Origin of the sequence: Pseudoalteromonas sp. SR43-2 (genome assembly GCF_014163885.1) — a bacterium.
Taxonomy (GTDB): domain Bacteria; phylum Pseudomonadota; class Gammaproteobacteria; order Enterobacterales; family Alteromonadaceae; genus Pseudoalteromonas; species Pseudoalteromonas distincta.
In genome coordinates, this window is sequence record NZ_JACJED010000017.1 from 97,720 (window position 1) to 116,800 (window position 19,081).

At 37.8% G+C, this 19,081-nt stretch carries 10 protein-coding genes and 1 pseudogene; 4 read left to right on the top strand and 7 right to left on the bottom strand.

Translation table 11 applies throughout. The features are described from left to right. Positions 1-46: 46 nt before the first annotated feature. The 6 genes from H5120_RS14620 to H5120_RS14645 all read right to left on the bottom strand — a co-directional run bounded on the left by H5120_RS14620 (position 47) and on the right by H5120_RS14645 (position 11,448). Entirely contained in the window at positions 47-1,264 is a 1,218-nt protein-coding gene (locus H5120_RS14620; protein WP_182675259.1) for a glycoside hydrolase family 88 protein, read from the bottom strand. 274 nt (positions 1,265-1,538) lie between these two features. Further along, entirely contained in the window at positions 1,539-4,427 is a 2,889-nt protein-coding gene (locus H5120_RS14625) for an alpha-L-rhamnosidase (protein WP_182675262.1), read from the bottom strand. 48 nt (positions 4,428-4,475) lie between these two features. Then, positions 4,476-5,345, bottom strand: a complete 870-nt coding sequence (locus tag H5120_RS14630) for a hypothetical protein (RefSeq protein WP_182675264.1) — start codon at positions 5,343-5,345, stop codon at positions 4,476-4,478. Positions 5,346-5,519: 174 nt separating this feature from the next. Next, a complete protein-coding gene (locus H5120_RS14635) occupies positions 5,520-8,339 on the bottom strand; it encodes an alpha-L-rhamnosidase (protein WP_182675266.1) in 2,820 nt (939 codons plus the stop codon). Positions 8,340-8,483: 144 nt separating this feature from the next. Further along, positions 8,484-9,716, bottom strand: a complete 1,233-nt coding sequence (locus H5120_RS14640) for a glycoside hydrolase family 105 protein (RefSeq protein WP_182675268.1) — start codon at positions 9,714-9,716, stop codon at positions 8,484-8,486. Positions 9,717-10,041: 325 nt separating this feature from the next. Continuing rightward, positions 10,042-11,448, bottom strand: a complete 1,407-nt coding sequence (locus H5120_RS14645; protein WP_182675270.1) for a sulfatase-like hydrolase/transferase — start codon at positions 11,446-11,448, stop codon at positions 10,042-10,044. Between the two features lie 572 nt (positions 11,449-12,020). On the opposite strand from H5120_RS14645, the gene H5120_RS14650 reads away from it, so the two are divergent. After that, the gene (locus H5120_RS14650) at positions 12,021-13,811 is read left to right on the top strand and encodes a glycoside hydrolase 43 family protein (RefSeq protein WP_182675272.1); all 1,791 of its coding nucleotides are present in this window, start codon (positions 12,021-12,023) and stop codon (positions 13,809-13,811) included. A 275-nt stretch (positions 13,812-14,086) separates the two neighbouring features. Here H5120_RS14650 and H5120_RS14655 read toward each other — a convergent pair whose 3' ends face one another. Beyond that, positions 14,087-15,229 carry a replication protein A gene (locus tag H5120_RS14655; RefSeq protein WP_182675273.1) on the bottom strand — a complete coding sequence of 381 codons (1,143 nt, stop codon included), beginning with the start codon at positions 15,227-15,229 and terminating at the stop codon, positions 14,087-14,089. Between the two features lie 1,816 nt (positions 15,230-17,045). Here H5120_RS14655 and H5120_RS20125 point away from each other — a divergent pair. The 3 genes and pseudogenes from H5120_RS20125 to H5120_RS20235 form a co-directional block, all read left to right on the top strand. Then, positions 17,046-17,183 (top strand): transposase, encoded by a 138-nt coding sequence (locus tag H5120_RS20125; protein ID WP_220487105.1) that lies wholly within the window; start codon positions 17,046-17,048, stop codon positions 17,181-17,183. Between the two features lie 389 nt (positions 17,184-17,572). Continuing rightward, positions 17,573-17,881: a DDE-type integrase/transposase/recombinase gene (locus H5120_RS20130; protein WP_220487106.1), complete on the top strand. Its 309-nt coding sequence runs from the start codon at positions 17,573-17,575 to the stop codon at positions 17,879-17,881. A gap of 791 nt (positions 17,882-18,672) precedes the next feature. Further along, a pseudogene (locus H5120_RS20235) lies at positions 18,673-18,905 on the top strand (IS3 family transposase); the annotation flags it as partial. Between the last annotated feature and the right edge of the window lie 176 nt (positions 18,906-19,081).

Consider the following 19,081-nt stretch of genomic DNA (forward strand, 5'->3'; position numbering starts at 1 on the left):
TAATTCCTAAATTGTTGTGAGTTAATTGTTGCAAGTGTATTCATAGCTAAATTGTGTTTTTACAGCGATTAAGCGCTTCTAAGTAGTAATAATCGCCATAATTTAGCGCGGCATTAAGCTCTTTACCTGCAGGGTAGTTGCCCGTTGCTTGTTTAAGTAAAAAGTGACCATTTTCACCTTTTTCAGCAAGGTATTCTGGTGAGCTCAGGCTGTGTAACATTTTCATCGCGGCTTTGCGATAACGCGCTGCTTCTTCTTTTTCTACATAGTTTGCTAACTCTAATAATCCACTGGCCAGTAAAGAGGCAGCTGAAGAGTCGCGATAATTAACCACATCAGGATGTTCAGGCGCGTCGTAATCGAAATATGGAACTAAATCCTCGGGCATATTTTTATGGCTAAGTAAGTAGTTAACAATATTACGGGCATGATTTAGGAATTTTTCATCTTTTGTATAGCGGTAAACCATTGTATAGCCATAGGCACCCCACGCTTGCCCGCGTGACCACGACGAGTCATCTGTTAGGCCTTGAAAGGTTTGTTTTGATTGTGGCAACCCCGTGTCACGGCTGTAGTTTACTAAATGATATGAACTGTAATCGTCTCGGAAATGATGCTCCATTGTGACGGTCGCGTGGCTTACTGCGGCATCGTAATATTTTTTATCGCCAGTCGCTAATGAGGCATTAAATAGCAACTCTAAATTCATCATGTTATCAATGATCACTGGGAACTCCCACGTTCCCCAACTCCATGAGAAGGTCGCACCAATATTAGGGTTGTAACGCTCCATCAGTGTTTGCGCTGTGCTTACTAAAATAGGACTATAATTTTTATTTCCAGTTAATCTTAACCCGTTACCAAAGCTATTGTTCATAATAAAACCCACGTCATGCGTTTTACGGTTGAACTGCATATCTTCTAACGCGTTAGTCCAGTGAGTCGCTGTATCGAGCCAACTTTTATCTTGACTGTGCTCGTACATATACCAAAAGCTGCCAGCCACAAAGCCACTCGTCCAACCCATCGGAGTAATAAAGTTAACCTTACCATCACTAAACGAAGTCGGTATTTTATTTGGGTTTGTATACGCTTTTCTAAAGTCGTCTAATTGCAGTTGTGCTTTATCGAGTGTGGCACTACAGAACTGCGCACTGTCATTTAAAAGAGTGTCTTGTTTACTATTTTTTTCTACGGCATCACATGCTGGTAAGGCAAGTAAAACCGCAACAGCCAAAGCACTTTTAGTTATTATTTTCTTCATTATTACCTCTTTTAAAAGTCAGCCATAACTTCACATTGAGTACATATACCCTAAATCGGCATAGTGGCACCTATTACATTTAGACAGAATACAATATCAATTTGACTGATATTGACTTATTTTGACTGATAAAGTCAAATAATAAATCATTTGGCTACATTTCACTTACATGAATAAGAAAAGGTAGGTTTGATTACGAGGAATTAGTGAGGTGTTAAGAGGTTTGTACTTAAAAACACCTAGCGCCATCTACAATGGCGCTAGGTTGTACTTATTAATTAAAATTACCTTTAATTTCATAGTTACCAGGTGGTAACAAGTCAGGACTTTGTACACTAATGGAATTGTCACGAATAATACTGATGTTTTTTATATTCGGAAGTACCAATGACGCCTCAGTGTTTTTTGGCACAGTTAAAGACATACTAAGTTGCTGTTCTTTTACCGACCAGCTAACAGCAATTTCACCTTGAGGAGTTGGGTGACTACCGCTAACCTCTGACAGCTTAGTAGTAAACTGCGGTTCAACTTTAAAATGTTTGAAGCCAGGCTGCGTTTGTTCTACGCCCAACATACCTCGATAAAACCATGAGGCAACTGCACCATAAGCATAGTGATTTAGTGAGTTCATATTCGCCTTATTGAAACCATCCTCAAGCGAATATGAATTCCAGCGCTCCCATGTTGTCGTTGCACCATTATTTATGGAATAAAACCAGGACGGGTAGGTTTCTTTAAATAAAATGTCATACATCACTTCACTGTGGCCAAACTTTTGTAAAACAGGTGCCAACATTGGAGTCCCTAAAAAGCCGGTACGTAAATGATGCTCACTTTGCTCTAACAATTTAAGTAACTTAGCTACTGCTACTTTTTCATCATTAGCCTCAAACATATTAAATGCAAGCGGCATTAAGTACGTTGTTTGTGTAGTAACAGGATTAGTGACAATTTGTTTTGGTTGTCTTAAGCGCTTCCCATTCTCTCGTTGGATTACTTTGATGACCTCAGGTTTAAGATCTAAGTTTTCATCAAAGTAATGAGTTCTGAATTTCTCTTTTAAGTTTTTAAATAGTGTTTCGTATTGCTGTGCATCACTTTCATATCCCAGCAAACGAGCTGTTCTGGCGGTTATATCTGCCGAACGAGCAAAATATGCAGAACTAATTATATCTGGATGGGTATCCCCTTTTGCTCTGCCGCCTTTAGAGTATGGCTGCAACCAATCACCATAAGTACCTAAGTAGGAACTGTACTCATAACTATGGAACTCGTGGTAGCTCAACCAACGCTTCATCATATTATAATTGTCAGCGAGTATTTTTTTATCACCAGTGAACTGATAGAGATCCCAAGGTAATATTGTGGCTACGTCACCCCAAGCTGCAGCGGTACCATCAGTTAAAAAGGCTCTAAAAGGCACAAATTTAGGCACCATGCCATCAATACTTTGCTCTTCACGAACACTCTCTAACCAAGCAGCCCAAAAACTATAAACATCTGCCTTATACATCGAAGTCATGGCGAATACTTGGGCATCGCCTGTCCAACCAAGTCGCTCATCCCGTTGTGGGCAATCGGTTGGTATATCTAAGAAGTTACCTCTTAGCCCCCATTCAACATTTTCTGATAGTTTATTTAATTTACCATGCGAACTTTCAAAATTATCAAACACTTCAAAATCAGAATGTAGTACTTGACCCTTTATCCACTCTAGTTTTGGGGTTTGGCTTTCGTCATAGCCAGTCAGCTCAACATAACGATAACCATGAAAAGTAAAGGTAGGTTGATATTCAATAACGCCATCTTCTTTGGGAGTGTAATAATCCGTATTTTTAGCTGAACGTAAGTTTTTGACATGGAAAAAATCTTTTTCTAATGCTTCGGCAAAGCGAAGCTTTATTTTTTCCCCAGCGATACCTGGCACTGTAATTTTAGGCACTCCCACCATATTCTGTCCCATGTCAAAGATAGCAACTCCCTCTTTAACGCTAACAATATCGATTGCCGGAATGCTTTTAGTAACTCGAACAGGCTGATGACGTTTCGGTTTTAGTTTTACTTGATTATCAATTGGCTCAACCACGACTGGTTGCCATGTAGCAGCATTGTATTGAGCAGTATTCCAACCAGGCATTTCATAACGTGCATCATACGTTTCACCATCATAATTACTTGCTTCACGTATAGGGCCATCTATTGTACTTTGCCAACTATCATTACTCGTTATTACTTTTACAGACCCATCACTATAAGTAACTTCTAATTGAGCAAGTAACCGCATCGGTAAAACGTATTCTTTTTTAGTAGGATGAAAAATTCGCCCCGTGTGCCAGCCTTCAGCAACGACAGCACTCAATGCGTTAGCGCCTTGCTTGATTTGTGTAGTCACATCGTAAGTGAGTGTTTCTATTCGTTTGTGATATGGGGTCCAGCCAGGAGTCATTACATCTTGACTCACTTGTTCGCCATTTATAAATGGTTTAAAGACACCCTTAGATGTTATATAAAGTCTTGCTTTAGTAACTTTTTTATTAACTTCAAAGGTTGTTCGTAAATACTGTGGCCGATAATACAGGTTGTCTGGTGCATTGAAGCGGCCTTCTTTTACCTCACTTTGGTTACGCTCCCCAGTTTCTGGGTGGCCTATCCACTTAGCTTGCCAGTCATCATTATTCAAAAGGCCTAATTCAAGGTGGTTGACCTCACTCCATTTTGAAACTCGATCATTTTCATCCCACATTTTTACCCGCCAATAAATCTTTTGACGAGACAATAACTTTTTACCTTGGTAGTCAATCCAAGCGTTATTGTCTGAGATGACCTTTTTGCTGTCCCAAATAACTTGATTATCAAGAAAGTTGGCTGATGTCGCTACCTGTATTTGATAAGCAGATTGAAACAGAGCTTTGTTTTGTTCAGGTATTTTCCAACTAAAACGTGGTTGTTGTTCATAATAACCAAGCGGATTTATAAAACCTTCGCCCACTTTTAATTGTATAGGAGCTGCTATTTGCGCTACTACCTTACTAGATGCTGGCTCTATAATTTGCTGATTTTGTTCTGCACAACCCGCTAAAAATAAAAAAACAGAAAATAGAGTTAAATGAACTTTAATGGCGTTGTTTACAAAACAATTTAATGCTCTTATCAATTTACTCATCGTGGATATCCCCTAATATACGTAGTCCAAGCATTACTCTATAAATGCTTATTGCATTGTTACACCAGTAGCAAAAAGCATAATGTCATCCGTTACTTCGCTACGACCAACATAAATTCCCCAGCGAAAACCAATCTCTTCTGTGCGCTCCCACTGACCATAACCAACTTTTTTATTATCGATGAATACTTCGTAATCCATGCCATTGTCTCTTACACGGACATCAAAGCCTTTACCATTCATATTTTTCGCTACAATATACTTTTTATTCCCTATCTCAGGCTGCTCTTTACGTGGTACGTACCAAATATTGCCGTGTTCATCTAAGCGGATCATGACAGACCAATGGTCTACATTATTGCCTTTAGCCTGAAAAATTGAGCACATATGCGGTAATGCGCATCCAGCCGATTTGATAATGGTGAAACGCCCTGCCCACTCTCGCCAAACACCTTGGGCAGGTGCCCATTTATCTTTCGTACTAAAGCTTTCAATACGTGCTGCATTTTCTCGTTTATTACGAAGGTTTTCTTCGCCCTTAAATAACCGAAACACTTGAGTGTTACCGTCTTCTTGGTACCAGCGTGTCCACCGGTCAAATTGGTCGCGACGAATTGAGGCATGACCAACAGTATGAATGGCCAAATTATCTTGAATTATTGGGTTGTTCGCATAAGGGCCAACTTCTACCAAAGCATTATTAACATCAACTTTTGATCCCTTGTAACCTTTAGTTGTATTTGTGTGATGGGGTTTTAATCCTTCACTGTCTTTAACTGTTTGCCAACTAGGATCATCACCAACCTGTGTATATAGCGGAGCAGCTTTAGTTTCTAATTGCACATTTTGTTTTTGCGCATTACAAGCACAGAGTGTTAAGACTGCCGCGATTGGAATTAATACTTTACGGATAACCATTGTTCATTACCTTTATTTTTTGTGTATGAAATTAATCTTCAGGTTTTGTTCTACTAGTAAATACATCTCAGATAGTGACACTTTACGAATTTAAACACTTTAGTAACGGTAACAAGGTTGTGAAAATACATTCACAACCTTGTTACCGAAACCTATCGAGTATGTTAGTAGTAACTAACGTTTAAACTCAAAGGTATATTTACCCGCCTCAAAAAGCGCTTTCGGCTTATCAGGGAGTGTTACGTAAGCACTGCTGTTATTAGGAATTTCAAAGCTCCATTTGATCAGGCCATCTTTTTGAACCCATTTACTTTTGATTTTTCCGTAACCCGTTTGATAGCTAACATCAACCCACTCTAGGTTTTTAGGAAATACTGGGCGAAGTTCAAATACTTGATAACCAGGTTCGTCATCTAAAGGTCGGATCCCACCAAGCCCCTCAAAGAACCAGCCATCATATCCACTATGAAATGGATGATTTAATGAACGCCCAGGCGCATTACGACGCTCTGGATCTAAATCTGGGTCTAACACCCCTTTTCGCTCCCATAAGGTGGTCGCATTTAGCTTTTCAAACTGATATGAATAACCAGGGTAACCATCTGCAGTAAAAATATTATAGGCCGTATCACCATAGCCATAATCACTTAAAGCTAAGTACAAATAGGTTTGACCTAGTGCACCTACAGAGCCATGACCATTCCAGTCTTCGACAACATCCTTATTAAGTGCATCAGCTATTGATTGACGTAAGTGCACTGGCGCAATACCAAAGCGCAAAGCCATAGCATCTGCTGTTTGGCTACCATAGTGTTTAGTTTCAGGGTTATAGAACTCTTTGTTAAATTGCGCGCTTATTGATTTAAATAAACTGGTGTAGTGTTTTGCTTTTTCAGGCTCATTCACTAGCTCTGCAATTTTACTCATTAAGTCTGAACCGTGAGCAAGTAATGCTGAACTTGTTATGGTTGGTGACGTGTGTTGAGGATTACAGCGCTTTCTGCCCATTCCAGGCTCTAATACGGGGTCGCACCAATCGCCATAACCTATACGCAATAAACCTTTGTCTATTTTACTTTCAGCTAGCTCCATGTATTCAACTAAGCTAGTAAACTGTCCTTCTAAGACTTGTAAATCACCATGATGACGATAATGCTCCCATGCAATGATGATTTCAGCCACAGCCCAGTCAAACTTGTCGCCATGCGTACGCTTACCTGGAACGACAGCAGGCGCTTCAAACGCTGCAGTTTTAAAATCACCTAAGTATTTTTGCCAAAAATTGTCCATATTAAAGTTATAGTTACCGGTGATCAGTGCAGCATGGGCATCACCAGTCCACCCAGCACGCTCACGAATAGGACAATCCATAGGAACGGCCATTAAGTTACTTTCGTAGCTCCATAACGCCATATCATGAATACGGTTAAGAAGCTCATTCGAGCTGTCAAAAGTGCCTGCTATTTCTACATCACTTCTGACTAAGTGAGCAGTAATTGCGTCAATATTCGGCGCTTGATCAAGGCCTGTTATTTCTAAATACCTAAAGCCATGCCAAGTAAATTCAGGGGTCCATGTTGATTCATTGTTATCAGCAGCGATATAACCATCTGCCTGTTTTAATAAAGGTGCTCCGCCACCTGTTTTTTGGCTTATGTTGCCATCAATGTCTGCCCATTCAGCATACCTAAAATACACTGCCTGCTCTTTACGTAACCCTAACTTATCTAGGTCAAATGTTGGCACCCCCGTAAAGTTCTGCCCGAAATCGAGTACCCATACGTTTGGTTTAGGCTGAAATATTTTTTCCACTGTCATTTTTTTAATAGGACGTATAGGCGGTAAAAGTTGCGGTTCAAGCTTTTCGGTAGGCCATTGTTTAAGTACGTGTACTGGCTTCCAACCTGAGACGTTTGCAGTATTTACATTCCAATCCTTAACGGCTTTATTCGCATTATATAACTCCCCTGAAAAAACCCCTTCTTTTATTACTGCTGAAGGATGACTTACCCAGTTTTCATTTGATGTTACTAACTGTGTGGAGCCATCATTATAGGTTAGCTCTAGCTGGGCAATAAATTTAGGTTGGCCATATGACAGTGTTTTTGAGGGGCGACTTTTTGAAGCATCAGGATTTTTCCAGCGGCTAAAAGCAATACTTTCATCATACCAGCCACTGCCTAAGTGAACAGCAATCGTGTTATTACCCGGTAATAGGAAATTAGATACTTCATCGGTATTGTATAGAATACGCTTATCAAAATCTGTTTGCCCTGGGTCCATAATACGATCCGAAACTCTCTGACCATTAAGGTAAACCTCATAATAGCCAGCGGCGGTGCTGTGAAGCTTGGCTTTAACTACTTTTTTACTGTCTTGGGCTTTAAAAGTATGACGGAATAAACTCGCTGTTGGCTGTGCCTTAACTTGCTCAATAACCAACTCTTGCGTTTTCTTTTTGTGCTTGGTTAAGGTTGAAGAATCTTCTGGGTGTAGGCCTGTGGCGTAGAGTGCCCATTGATTAACATGCTCAGTAACAGGAGTGATAGCTTGTTGTTTTACTTGCAGCCACTTAGCTTGCCAATCACTTTCATTAAGCAGCCCCGTTTCCCACGTGCTGGGGTTACTCCAAGGACTCGCGCTTTCTATGCCAGATTGCCACACTCTTACGCGCCAATGAGCTGTTTCGTTAGCATTTAATTTAACGCCTTTATAGGCAATATTTAGCGATTGTTTAGCTTGAACTTTCCCACTATCCCAAAGTAAAGAGCTTGAATCAAACTGGCTGTTTCGGCTTACCTGAACTTGATAGTGGGATTGGCTTTTAACATTTGCATGCCATGATAACTTCGGCTGGCTATTATGCACATTTAGCGGCTGATCTTTTCCTTCAACTAATAAATGACTTGGTTGAGGAATGAGGCTTTCTTGGTTGTGCTGGCTATTACATGCTGATAATAGTATTACAAAACAAACTGCTATCAATTTTTTCATTGCTGAGTACTCCTAATAGAGTTCTCTTCACCTTAACTGGGACTTGCGGATAAAAAAATTCCTATTAATAAAAAGTATTAATAGGAATAAAAACTTAATCCTCAATGGAGGTAAAGAGAAAGGAAATAAATTTTACAAAAAGACTTAGTCTTCCCATTTGACCATTTCTGATGCCGCTAACAGCACAGCACCTACGCCATATAATTGTGAATCTGTCTTTTTAACAGGATCTGGAGATTTACCAACATGCTGTACCCAATTAACACGACCACTTGGCTCGACAGCGTCTTCAATGGCATGCCAACCTTTTTCTACAATCTCTTTAGACCGTGCATCGGTTAAAATGCCATTGTTTACACCCCAAGCTAAACCAAAGGTGATAAACCCAGTCGCACTAACTTCTGGTGTTTTAACAATATCCGGGTCCAGAAGCGATGCTGGCCAATAGCCGTTTTCACGCTGTAACTTCATTAAACCTGCTGCATTCTTTTTATATAACTCTAAATAGCGATCTCTTGAAGGGTGCCCTTCAGGTAAGTCATCAATAATTAATGGAATTGCAGCAAAAACCCAGCCATTACCACGACCCCAAAATACTGGATTACCATTTTTATTTTTCATATCAAAGTAACGGCTGTCTCTAAAAAACAGGCCATACTCATCAGAAAATAAGTAATCTGCACTTGCCCAAAATTCTTTATCCGCATATTCAAAATACTTTGGATCGCCAGTCACGTTGCTTAACTTTAACCACGTTCTTGGTGCCATGTATAACGCATCAGCCCAACACCAGCGATCTTGGCAGTTACCTTCAAAATGAGCACCATTTTGAGTTTTACTGGTCTTATCTAACATCTCTAAACCCACCTTTGGTGGGTTAGCTAAAATTTTGTCAAACAATTCTTGAGTTGGCTTATAAGCTTCTTTGTTGCCTGTTTGTTCTGTTAGCCATAAGTAAGTTTGGCCAATAGTGTGGTCATCAGCATGATAAGGACGATCTAGTAGCAACTCATAGTTTTGCTCTTTTGCCATCTCTTGAATAAAGCGTAAGTAGTCTTTGTTATCTGTTGTTTCAGCCCAACGAGTTAAACCAATATAAAACGACGCTTGAATCCAAAACTTAGGGTTTTCTGATTTTGCACGATGAGATTCTGGAATGTACGATAAATCGTCAAGGTGTGATATCTGCCAATCAGCAGCACTATTAGCTATGCTAGTTACAGAATTAACCTCAAGGCCTTTGCTAGGGCCTTTAACTGACTGAGCATCAGCCTCTACTTTGTTAACCATTTTGTCCGTCGTACTTGGTTCTGAACACCCTGAAAGTAAAATGCTCACAGCAAAAGGTATCAGTGCTAGCTTAAATTTTTTGTTCATCAAAAAAATCCTAATTATTGTGTGTTATTTCTGAAGGCCGTGTGGCTTTAAATTCGCTTGTATGTATACGGCTTAAGTGAGTGTGGGGCATAAAGCTATGATTTAACTACCAACTACCCATACAAACCTTTTAAATAATATTTAATAAAAACTTTACTAATTTTAAATACAATAAATCAGCATGATAACAAATGCAACATTATGATTAAAAAAGATTGAATTTGACGAGTCTGGGTGGCGAAAGTTTAAAAATGGTAGGAATAGCTATTTACGTTGTTAATTTAATTGGTAAGTGATGGTATACCCATCACTTATCCTAATTTACTTAGTCTTTATATTTTTCGAATAAGTCAAAAAACTCTTTTGTGAGTGACTTTTCATGTGACGCAAGGTTACTAGTTTCACTTGGGTCTTTAGTGATGTTGTAAAGCTCCACTGGTGATTCAACGCCGTATCTAACCGCTTTAAAGTCGCCTTTACGAGCCGCTTGAAATGTATCACCTATAACACCAGAGTTTGGATCGCCAACTTGTTTGGCAAATTCCCAGTACAACACTCTCTCAGCCTGTGGCTCTGGTGAATCTTTCAATAACCCTTTAATTGAAACACCATTCGTTTTAACTCGAGGAACTAAATTAAGGTCAACACCAGTAATATCAGCTAATGTTGGTAACACGTCAGCAAATAACCAAGGTGTTTCATCAACACGTGATTTTTTAATTTTATCCGGCCATTGAATCAACATAGGAACATGTATTCCGCCATCATAGAGGTCACGTTTTTGCCCTTTATAAGGTGCTGCTGCTTTAAGGTATTGTGGATCTGCTCCCCCTTCGTCATGAGGACCGTTATCAGATGTAAACACAATAATTGTATTATCTAAAATACCTTTTTTATCTAATGCTTTTGTAATTTGGCCAACATAATCGTCAAGCGCGCTAACCATACCAGCCAATGTGGCATTAGGCTTTTGTACTGGCTCAGGATAATAAGCAGCATATTTATCACTTGGCGTACCTGTTGACATACCAGAGTAAGGGGTTTCATCAAAAGAATACTGCTTACTGTATTTTTCAGGTACCGCTAGTTCCGCATGCGGAGAAGAAAACGTTAGCATTACAAAAAATGGGTTTTCGCGATCTTGTTCAATGTACTCGATTGCTTCGTTGGCAAATAGCTCTTGTGCGTAAGCTCCCTTTTTACCGCCTTCGTTTTCAGTAATACGTATTTTTTTTCCATCGCGCCACAATATTTGAGGGTACTGTCTATGGCCCTCCAAAATAGAGTACATACCGTACCAAGTGTCAAAACCCATTGCTAACGGGTCTGTGACACCCATTTGAGAACCAATCGAATACTTTCCAAACAATGCAGTGTCATAACCTGCGTACTTTAGAACATGAGCAACGGTTATATCACTTTCAACTAATTGTACCGTATTAGAGTTATTAGTCATGTAGCGACCATCACGGCCTGTAAAAAGCGAGACTCGAGAAGGTGAACATACTGTATTACCAGCATAAGCTTGATTAAATCTTATACCATTATTAGCTATATCATCTAAGTTTGGTGTCTTTATTGGTGTATTACCATAAGCACCTACTTGGTTAAAACCAAGGTCATCAGTCAATATAAATATGACATTCGGCTTTTCTGATCCAATAGCTGGTTTAGTTAAACTTAAGAGTAGAAAACCAAGAGCTCCGGCTAATTTGTGTGTGTTTTTTATCATTTATCCTCTTCCTACGTTGCAAAGAATGAATGTAAATAAAGAAGACTTTTCTATTCTTCCTTTTACATTTAAATGTGTGAGTTTTACTGCTGCATTAATTTAGCTGCAGTAATGTAAAAATCATTTAATCACCAATAGCCAACCAGTTACTCAAAGGTGTTAGGTAAGTGAGAATGTATACCTGTTAAAATCTATAAAGGCTGGGTCAAGATTAATATTGAGCGATTTTGACGATTTTCACATAAAAGATACATTACTGACAAGTAATATTAACCAATCCTTGCATTGTGTTTATATAAGATGTGAAAGATAGTTTAACTCACTTCTATTTTACTAATAAAAAACAGTGCGTTATAACGACACCGCTCATTCATTAATAAAAACAACACATTAAAAGCCATTTTTTGTATTAAATTACCACGAGATAAGACTTGTAAAAATATTACTTTGGTATCGTGTTGTTTTAAAAGCACACAGACCCAGTTCTGGCCACTAAGCGAACAGGTTGACTTAATATAAAATCAAACATAATCTTATGCAATCAACATCAATCAAACACAATAAGAATATTTATGAAACTAACTTTACACACAGTTAAACTAACTACATTAAGTCTCTCTTTGACAATAATTTTAGCGGGCTGTAACGCTAAGGTAACGACTGATGAAGTAGCAGTATCTAAGAAGATAATATCGCCTGCCCAGACAGGAAGCTTTGGCGATCAGGGCGATGGTACATATATAAACCCTATTTTAAACGCCGATTATCCCGACTCTGATATAGAACAAGTGGGTGATACTTATTACATGATTACTTCTAAACAACATATGTCTCCAGGTATGCCCATTTTAAAATCTAGGGATATGGTGAACTGGAGTAACGTTGGTCACGCATTCCCTAAGTTATCTTGGGCTCCAGAATATAACTGGGACCGCATGAATGGTTATTCATTCGGTACTTGGGCGGGTGATATCGCTTACCACGAAGGTAAGTGGTATGTATATCAAATAGATTATCAGCATGGGTTAATGGTCACAACTGCAGACAACATCGAGGGCCCGTGGAGTGAGCCGATTATGATGTTACCTAAAGCTGATGTCCTTGATGACCCTGCTGTTTATTGGGATCACGAAACTAAAAAAGCGTATGTAATTATTAATACTGGCGCAAAGCAAAAGTCCTCCAACAATAAAATTGAGGGGAATGAAAATCGTATTTACGAAATGAGCTGGGACGGTACAAAAATACTAGATGAAGGAAAACTTGTTTATACAGGCATAGGGGCTGAAGCAGCCAAAATCTACAAAATAGATGGTACTTGGTACATCTTCATGGCCCAATGGACAATGGGTGATAAATCTACAAAGCCTGGCGTAAAAAATCCTAAAAATGATAGAAAGCAGCTTGTTCTACGCTCCAAAGAAAGCATTTATGGGCCTTATGAAGTGAAAACTGTTTTAGAGAAAGGGTCTGAATTTAATAATCGAAGTGCTAGTCAAGGTGGCCTTATGAAAGCACCCGATGGTTCTTGGTGGTACATGCATCAACTCATTCAAAATGACGATATACCTTTTCAAGGTAGACCCCAGGTACTTGAACCTGTTACATGGGTTGATGGCTGGCCGATTATAGGAGTTGATGAAGATAATGATGGAATTGGCGAGCCTGTTAAACGCTATAAAAAACCTATCAATGGTCACCCAATCACTGCACCGAAAAGTGATGATGACTTTTCTTCAGCTAAGTTAGGACCGCAATGGGAATGGAACCATAACCCTAGAGATAGTCACTGGTCGTTAACTGAACGCCCGGGGTGGTTACGCCTGAAAGCAAGTAAGGTGCTACCAAATAAAGAAGGGCATGGTCCGAAAATTAATGAGTGGACTAACAAAGATGGTTCAGATGGCGACTTTTGGAGAGCAAGCAATACGTTGAGTCAGAGAATGATGGGGATAACCACCGGCACAGCAGTTGCAAAATTTGATGTGTCGGGTATGCAACCCAATCAACTAGCGGGCTTTGTTCGTTATGGGGGAGTGTTTAATCTTCTCGGCGTTGAAATGGATAAAAAGGGTAAAAAGCATTTATTTTATATGAATGGAATGAGCGAAAAGACCCTTGGCCCAGAGTTAAGTGGTGACAAACTATTTGTAAGAACTTCAAATGCTCGAAATCAAGCGACCTACGAATATAGCTTTGATGGGAAAAGCTTTAAAGCATTTGGCCCTACATTCACCATCGCTTTTGGTAAATGGACAGGCGATCGTTTAGGGTTTTTCTCGTGGAATGAAAAAGAGGATGCTGGCTACATCGATGTTGACTGGTTCACATACGATTACGATGGGCCTAAAGCGGCTAACTGATTGCACTAAAACTATGTGCCTTATAATTGTAGATTATAAGGCACATATGAATTATTAATATTGAACTCATAGTTCTACTAAGACCCCTCCCCCTCCAGATAAAATTTCATTTTTGAAATACCACTTTAACTCAAAGCATCCAAAGAACTTTAAGTAACTTTTCCTTAATTTGGAGAGCTACTGAAATATTTAATATTAGAGAAATAAATTCCACAATGTGGAACACACTCTTTCAATTAAAGCTTTTTATAGAAAATATTTTTAAATACTTATGTTTAAGACTCAGTAAAATTAGCCTGAAGCTCTTGCTCATCTAGTACTTTGGCTTTTTCCGTTATTTTTTTATTGTGCTTATTCAAGGATAAGATTTCAGCACAAAATGAATCAGAAGGACGCAGCTCATATTTATAGTCAACGATATTGCCTTCATCATCCTTTATATTACTGATTTCATAACTGTCTAAAATATCAGAATCAATCAAATCCTTCATCGTATTAGCCATATCTCGGCGAATAGCTGTAAGCCGAGGTTTTTTAATATCTTCACTGTCAATGGAGCCAAACTTTATCATGGTTTTTTTTAGTAAAAAATGATGCGTCTTTCCCACACTTGCATAGCGAAACATATGATAAAGCCTCAAAGTTAGCCATCGAGATAAGGTTCTTTTAAACGATTGAGCACGATTAAAATAATATCCTCTGTAACCGATAGACTCTATTTGCTGCGACATAAACTCATTTAATACAGCAAGACACTTCACAGTTGACTTTCCTTGCTGACCACTGAAATGAATTGAGCTTAAATAATTCATTTTGGATTCGCTATAATGCTTTTCACCAGCCTGATTGGTTACTTGGTATTTAAAATTGAGCTCACTTCCCTTAAGTATTTGTAGTGCTTGCTTTATTTCTGCAAATGATAAGGTTTGATTAACACACTTCAGCTCGTTAGCGATTTCTTTAATAGAAAAATATACCGCATATCTGTCACCCATTTTTCCGGAAATTTTTGCTATTTTACCTTGGCTAGCTAAACGAATAAGTGCCCTTTCCACTTTTTCTTCTCTATCCGAAGGCCAGGCAAAATAATCTTCATCTTTCCCCACAATCAGCGCGGGGGCTATTTCCAGTTTACCTTCATACATAACCCCTTCTAACTTATCTGAAATATTGCGTGATACGACAACTCGGTTAGGAGCTTCACTAATTTTTACCAGTTTACGTTGATTACGTATAAAACGTGACCACAAGTCATAAGCATTAAAAGTGTTTGAAATAGAGTTTTCAAAACCCGACAACGTACTTTGATTATCGATGAAAAGCGACAATTGCTCGACTTGATTTGCATTTTGAATTGTCTTAATTTCGTTTTTAATAGTATCAGGAAGATTACTCAACGAAATGTACTTATTGGCCATTAAGCAAAACCCTGCTCATTATTATAATTATACCCTAGGTTCTCATAACCCATAAGTTACAGCAACTCTGGAACATAGAGGAAAATTGATCTGGGTGTAATAAAAATATAAATACAATTTAAAAAATAAGTTTATGGGTTTATCAATATAGATTTTTATATTTTAAAACTATTTCAGTAAGCATTTATTGTACTAACATAGAGGAAAACTGATCTATACATAATGTAAACTTGGAGCTTCACCTATTATTGGCTTTTTAATAATAAACAATGATGTATTTATTTAAGCCGCCTACCCTTATGTAATTAAAGAACATAGAGGAAATTGCCCCCCGACTTAGACACAACCCTAAACCTTGCGCTCAGAATGACCTTGCTGAGCTAAGCTTAGCCTACTCTTCAACAATAAGCTTTATACATAGAGGAATATTGATCTATAACCCTTTTAAAAAACAAAATTAAAGAACTTGAACATATAAAATCTATATTAAATGCCAAACAATCATTCTCATGAAAGCCTAAACATAGAGGAAAAGCGATCTGTACCAGCTATTATCAAACATCCAACATAGAGGAAAAGTGATCTGTGACGCCTTTATAAGCTTCGAGTTTATTATCAAAGTTAACAATTCAAACGTAAATCGATAGCTTTTGCTAATAAAGCCCGGGCCTAAACTTAGAGGAAAATTGATCTGTGTTAATTTTTAAGATAACCCAAACCATAGAGGAAAAGTGATCTAAGTGGATATATTCGGTAAATTAGTTTCCAATCATAGTGCTTTATTCGATATCTATAGTTATAAATTCGTTTTAAATAGGCACTTTTGATTATCATTGGATTGAATGCATGAAGCTGCAGAGAAAACTCAATAAAATTAATTGATAGCAGGTAAATCGGGTTTATCCTTGTGGATAAACCCGATTTCACCTAGTTAAATAGTGATCTGAGCATGATGGAGATCAGATCTACGCTATGTTTGTGGAAAAAAAAAGGTAAGTTATGGGGATAACTTCATAATTAAACATAATGGAAATCTGATCTGAGGCTTATAACTGAGGATAAGAGTGTTCATAACTTGTGTGTAGTTATATACTTTTAAAGTACACATAGAGGAAATATGATCTAAAACATAGTGTAAATATGATCTAGGCATAGAGGTTTATTGATCCACTAATTTTATAAAAATATAATAAATTCAACTCATTATATCTATATTACATGCTTTAGCCTTATACCTATTATTTAACTATATTAACCCTATTATTATCCTTAACAATAAATTATGTATAAGTTAGAACTATTTCTTAATGATAAAAAAGTATATAAAAGCCATCATATCTTTCTCTGACTCATAAATTATAAGCAAGAGAAGTACTTAAATATAACATCATAATTTTCATTGGCACCTCTGGACATAAGTTTTCGTATAATATTTACTATTCCGACAAAATAAATTAATACAATAGTATTTAAAATTAAAAAAAATCTAAGTCGAGCCTATTTGGATTTGTAGTATTTCTCCCTGGTTTGTATAGTTAAACACATCTTCATTACTTAGAGGCGCGCTTTGACAACCTCCCCCATCACTCTGTACAAGCTTTTAGCATGGAATTTAGAGACTATGTCATTACATTAAAATGAGGACCTTAGAATGCGTTAGAAGCCCAATAGTATAAATTCGAAGATCAAATAATTTAAGGCTTTGATCGACTATTGATGGTTAAATTTACACCTATATGTTAGGTATATAGAATGGTCTTCCAGAGTTAACTAAATACCAAGTGAGTTACATTGTAACTTCAATTAGAGGTACTTTATGAGCAAAGGCAAACTGTATACCCAAGAATTTAAAATAGAAGCTGCTAGACAAATTACTGAACGTGGTTATTCAATTGCTGAAGTATCAGAACGATTAGGTATTTGTACTAAAACGTTATACCACTGGCGAAGCTAGTTATCAGAGAAACTTAAACAAACCAAATCACCAGATGAACAACTAAGGATCGTCAAACTTAAGGCCGAGCTAAAACGTGTCACGGAGGAACGAGACATTCTAAAAAGGCCGCAAAGTAGTTTATCAGAAACCCAGAGTAAAGTACGCTTTATTCGTGAGCATCAAAATGAGTTTTCTATTATTGAGATGTGTAAGCTATCTAAGCTACACCGCTGTGGCTTTTGTGCGTTGTTAAAAAGCCATTAAGTGACAGAACAATCGAAGATAGTCGTTTACTTAAGCTTATCAAGGAGTCCTACGTTGCCAGTTGTGGTATTTGGCAGTCCTTCGATACAAGCAGATTTACGTGAGCTGGTGAGCAATGTAGTGTAAATCGAGTAGCTAAGATCATGTGCCAACATAGACTCAAAGCGCAAATAGGTTATAAACATCGCCTTATTAAAGGCGGTAAAACATCAAGCTTTACAAGTAACTTGCTAGCTCGCCAGTTTAATCCTTCTGCGCCGAATCAAACTTGGGTAAGTGATCTTACCTATGTGAGAACCTATGAAGGCTTCTTGTATGTAGCAACTCTCATAGATTTATTCTCCAGACGCATAGTACGTTGGTCGATGGATAAGAACATGGACAAAGACTTAGTAATTAAAGCATTGCTTATGGCAATTTATCATCACCAACCCAAAGCTGAAATATTGTGATGAAGAGAGCCAATATGGTAGTGCTGATTACTTAGCCTTTATAAAAGAACATAACCTTGTATCTTCAATGAGTCGAGCTGGGAATTGTCATGATAATGCTATTGCTGAATTTTTTTACAACAATTAAAAAGCTGATAATTAAAAGGGAGATTTACTCAACACACAATGATACTAAAGCAGAGACATTTTATAAAAATGTTTTGCAATCCGAAAAACGCTATTCGCATACAGACGGTGTTTCACCTGTTAAATTTGAGGAAGCGTACTTTTCTGAGTTAGAAACTGTCTAGTAAAAGCTGTGAAGTCCAAACAAAGGTAAATCTATACAATGCAGTTATTCCTCATAAATGGGCGATGACGTAACATAATGCCAATCAGGTATTGCTCAAGGAATTTTTTCCTAAGAGCTATTTACTCTTTGTTGTTTTCATTGATGTGGGTAAAAGGTCATAAAGAGGACGTGGAAGCTTTGCTCAGTTTTACTTAACCCTCTAGGTTCCAAACCTTGCGCCGCGATTAAGTAACGCCAGGCTTGAATAAACTTTAATACGCAAAGATCAACAGACCCTAAACACCTTTGAAACTATACTATTAAAGTACGTGATTAACTGTGATAAGGATTAAGGTATAGGAATATTTTCCACAATGTGGAAAAGTAAATGACAAAAGGTTTTAAATGCTTTCTATTAAAAGCAATACTGTTTATTGAGTAATTAAAAATTTGAAAACAGCCCTATTAAATTTAGTGTGAAAGACATATACCCTTAGCCGATTTTTAACATTTACTCTATCTTGAGTTTAAAAAATTACACACGAGTTACTCTCAAGTTTTAAAGATGAAGCTGTTTTAATGATAACTGAGCAGAGCTACAGCGTTGCAGTAGCCGCTAAGTCTCTTAGTAGTTTACTTTACAAGTGAAAAAATAAAGTAGTCGCTAAGCAGCAAGGGGTTACTTTGGATGAACTAAAGCGATTACGTAAAGAAAACACAGAATTACGTATGAAAAAAGAAATATTAAAAAGGCCAGCGCCTAATTCCAGTCAGTTAAGCTGACTGGTTTTTTTCTTTTTATGCGGATACTTAGATGGTTTTGGCTTAACCCATCGGGGATATCTTCTATCCTCTCGTCTAGCTGGAAGCTTAAATAAGAGCAGTGTATTGAGTAAGTGTTGCCAGTGTATTGGAATGTTCCCTGGACT

Bases quoted from the DNA above. Each gene is read 5' to 3' on its own strand.
- H5120_RS20125 (WP_220487105.1), top strand. From the start codon at position 17,046: ATGAGCAAAGGCAAACTGTATACCCAAGAATTTAAAATAGAAGCTGCT.
- H5120_RS14655 (WP_182675273.1), bottom strand. From the start codon at position 15,229: ATGGCCAATAAGTACATTTCGTTGAGTAATCTTCCTGATACTATTAAA.
- H5120_RS14630 (WP_182675264.1), bottom strand. From the start codon at position 5,345: ATGGTTATCCGTAAAGTATTAATTCCAATCGCGGCAGTCTTAACACTC.
- H5120_RS20130 (WP_220487106.1), top strand. From the start codon at position 17,573: ATGTGCCAACATAGACTCAAAGCGCAAATAGGTTATAAACATCGCCTT.
- H5120_RS14625 (WP_182675262.1), bottom strand. From the start codon at position 4,427: ATGAGTAAATTGATAAGAGCATTAAATTGTTTTGTAAACAACGCCATT.
- H5120_RS14650 (WP_182675272.1), top strand. From the start codon at position 12,021: ATGAAACTAACTTTACACACAGTTAAACTAACTACATTAAGTCTCTCT.
- H5120_RS14645 (WP_182675270.1), bottom strand. From the start codon at position 11,448: ATGATAAAAAACACACACAAATTAGCCGGAGCTCTTGGTTTTCTACTC.
- H5120_RS14620 (WP_182675259.1), bottom strand. From the start codon at position 1,264: ATGAAGAAAATAATAACTAAAAGTGCTTTGGCTGTTGCGGTTTTACTT.
- H5120_RS14635 (WP_182675266.1), bottom strand. From the start codon at position 8,339: ATGAAAAAATTGATAGCAGTTTGTTTTGTAATACTATTATCAGCATGT.
- H5120_RS14640 (WP_182675268.1), bottom strand. From the start codon at position 9,716: ATGAACAAAAAATTTAAGCTAGCACTGATACCTTTTGCTGTGAGCATT.